Annotated in this window: 2 protein-coding genes and 1 pseudogene; 1 reads left to right on the top strand and 2 read right to left on the bottom strand. The window is 70.5% G+C overall.

What is annotated here, in order from left to right; translation table 11 throughout:
• Positions 1 to 171 (bottom strand): annotated as a pseudogene (locus D180_RS21650) (acetyl-CoA carboxylase biotin carboxyl carrier protein); the annotation flags it as partial.
• Positions 172 to 263: 92 nt separating this feature from the next.
• Positions 264 to 710 (bottom strand): type II 3-dehydroquinate dehydratase, encoded by a 447-nt coding sequence (gene aroQ / locus D180_RS21645; RefSeq protein WP_017914420.1) that lies wholly within the window; start codon positions 708 to 710, stop codon positions 264 to 266.
• A gap of 311 nt (positions 711 to 1,021) precedes the next feature.
• Here aroQ and D180_RS21640 point away from each other — a divergent pair.
• The coding region (locus D180_RS21640; protein ID WP_017914419.1) for a beta-N-acetylglucosaminidase domain-containing protein at positions 1,022 to 2,593 on the top strand (1,572 nt) is incomplete at its 3' end.

The raw sequence follows: 2,593 nt of genomic DNA, 5'->3' as shown, positions 1-2,593 counted from the left end.
GGCGGCCGGCGCGGCCGCGGGGGCGGCGGCCACGTACTGCGGCGCGCTGGCGGTCATGCCCTTGGGGGTGCGCGCCAGGCGCACGCTTTCCTCGCCTTCCTTGATCTCGATCTCGGCGAGATTCGATTCTTCCAGCAGGTCGATCAGTTTCTTGATTTTGCGGAGATCCATAACGGCCTCGTGAGGTGACTTTGAAAAAGACCGGGCGCGCGGCCCGGGGACTCAGACGGGGGTATGCGGTGCCGGTTGGGCGTGGGCGCGGCTCATGCGGCCGCTCCCAGGCGGGTCAGCGCCGCGTCCATCGCGTAGCGGTAGCTGTCGGCGCCGAAGCCGCAGACCACGCCGACCGCGTGGTCGCTGAAATAGCTGTGGTGGCGGAACGGCTCGCGGCTGTGCGGGTTGGACAGGTGGATCTCGATGAACGGGATCGCCACCGCCGCCAGCGCGTCGCGCAGCGCCACCGAGGTATGGGTGAAGGCCGCCGGGTTGATCAGGATGAAGGCGGTGCCGTCGCCGCGCGCGGCCTGCACCCGGTCCACCAGCACGTGCTCGGCGTTGGACTGCAGGCTCTCCAGCGTGTGGCCGGCGGCGCTGGCCTGGGCCAGCAGCGCGGCATCGATCTGCGCCAGGGTGGCATGGCCGTACACGCCCGGCTCGCGGGTGCCGAGCAGGTTGAGGTTGGGGCCATGCAGCAGCAGCAGTCGCGCCATCGGGAACAAAGCAGCGGAAAGGGCGGCAGTCTGCGCGAAGCCGGCATTGCTGTCCAGTTCGGCGAAGTTGCGGGTGTTTTAAACAAATGTTTGATTTTTCGCCGGTCTGCGTCGCGTCAGCGCAGGCATGGCGGGCGGGCAACGGGCCGCGCCACTGCCTGCGGTTATGTCGCATCTTGTGCGGGCCATGCAAGTGTCGCCGCAGCATGGGACGGCCACATTGCAGCGCCATCGCCACCGCGCGTCGACGCGTCGGCGGAAGTGGTATATACCATTTCAAAATCACTGAAATACCAGTCGAGGGTAGGCGCATGCGAACCGAGCGTATTGGCCGTTGTGGCCTTGGCCGCCACATCCTGGCGTTCGCGCTGCTGGCCGGGGCGACCGCGCCCGCGCTGGCGGCGGCGCCGGCCACCCTGCCGGCGGTGTACCCGACGCCGACCGCGCTGCGCCTGCTCGGGCCGGAGCTGCCGCTGGGGCCGTCGGTGGTGCTGGTGCAGGCCGGCAAGGCCGACCCGGCCACCGACGCGTTGGTGCGTGCGGTGCTGCGCGATGCCGGCGTTTCCCGCATCCGCCGCGCCAGCACGCTGTCGCACGACCCGCAGGCGGTGTCGGTGGTGCTCGGCACCGTCGACGCGGCGCCGGTGCGTGCTGCGCTGGCCGCCGTCGACCTGGACGTGCCGGAACGCGCGGAAGGCTATGCGCTGGGCAGCATGGCCAGCGGCCGCGGCACGTTGATCGTGCTGGCCGGCCGCGACGGTGCCGGCCTGTACCACGCGGCGCAGACCTTCCGGCAACTGGTCGCGCCCGGGCGCATCGCCTCGGTGGCGGTGACCGATGCGCCGGCGATGCCGGTCCGCGGCACGATCGAGGGTTTCTACGGCAAGCCCTGGAGCATGGCCGAGCGCGCCGCGCACCTGGCGTTCCTGGCGCGGTTCAAGGCCAACACCTACATCTACAGTCCCAAGGACGACGCCTTCGCGCGCGATCGCTGGCGCGCGCCGTACCCGGCCGCCACGCTGGCGGCGCTGGGCAAGCTGGCCGCGGTGGCCAATCGCGAGCACATCAATTTCGTCTACGCGCTCTCGCCGGGGCCGTCGATCTGCTACAGCGATGCGGCCGACCTGCAGGCGATCCGGCGCAAGTTCGCCGCGCTGCGCGCGCGCGGCGTGCGCAGCTTCTACATCGCCTTCGACGACATCGAATACACCAAGTGGAACTGCCCCGGCGACGCCGCCGCGTTCGGCCCGGCCGGCGAGCAGGCCGCTGCGACTGCGCAGGCGCAACTGCTCAACGCGGTGCAGGCGGACATCGCCGCGGCCGGCCACGGCGCGCTGATCATGGTGCCGACCGAGTACTACAACGTCACCGAGTCGCCGTACAAGGCGACCCTGCGCAAGGCGCTAGATCCGCGCGTGGTGGTGCAGTGGACCGGCACCGATGTGGTCCCGGCGTCGATCTCGGTCAGCGATGCGAAGAACGCGACCAAGGCGTTCGGGCGCAAGACGCTGCTGTGGGACAACTACCCGGTCAACGACTTCGCCGAGACCGCCGGGCGCCTGCTGCTGGCGCCGTACGACCGTCGCCAGGCCGGACTGTCGGCGGAATTGAGCGGCATCGTGTCCAATCCGATGAACCAGGAAGTGGCCAGCCGGCCGGCGGTAGCCGGGTTGCTGGCCTTCGCCTGGAACGACCGCGGCTACGACGCGCCGCGCACCTGGCGCGCGGCCGCGCGCGACCTGGCCGGCGGCGATGCGCAGGTGGCCGACGCGCTGCTGACCTTCTTCGACACCCAGCACCTGGCACCGACCTTCGGCCATCTGCCCTGGCAGCCGCAGGCGCCGCGGCTCAAGGCGCTGATCGATGCGACACGCGATGCGTTG

This window comes from Xanthomonas sp. SHU 166 (assembly GCF_000364685.1).
Classification (GTDB): Bacteria; Pseudomonadota; Gammaproteobacteria; order Xanthomonadales; family Xanthomonadaceae; genus Xanthomonas_A; species Xanthomonas_A sontii.
The sequence above is the reverse complement of the archived record's forward strand: the minus strand, read 5'-3'. Positions and strand labels throughout refer to the sequence as shown.

Excerpts from the sequence above, each read along its gene's own strand:
- aroQ (WP_017914420.1), bottom strand. The coding sequence starts at position 710 with ATGGCGCGACTGCTGCTGCTGCATGGCCCCAACCTCAACCTGCTCGGC.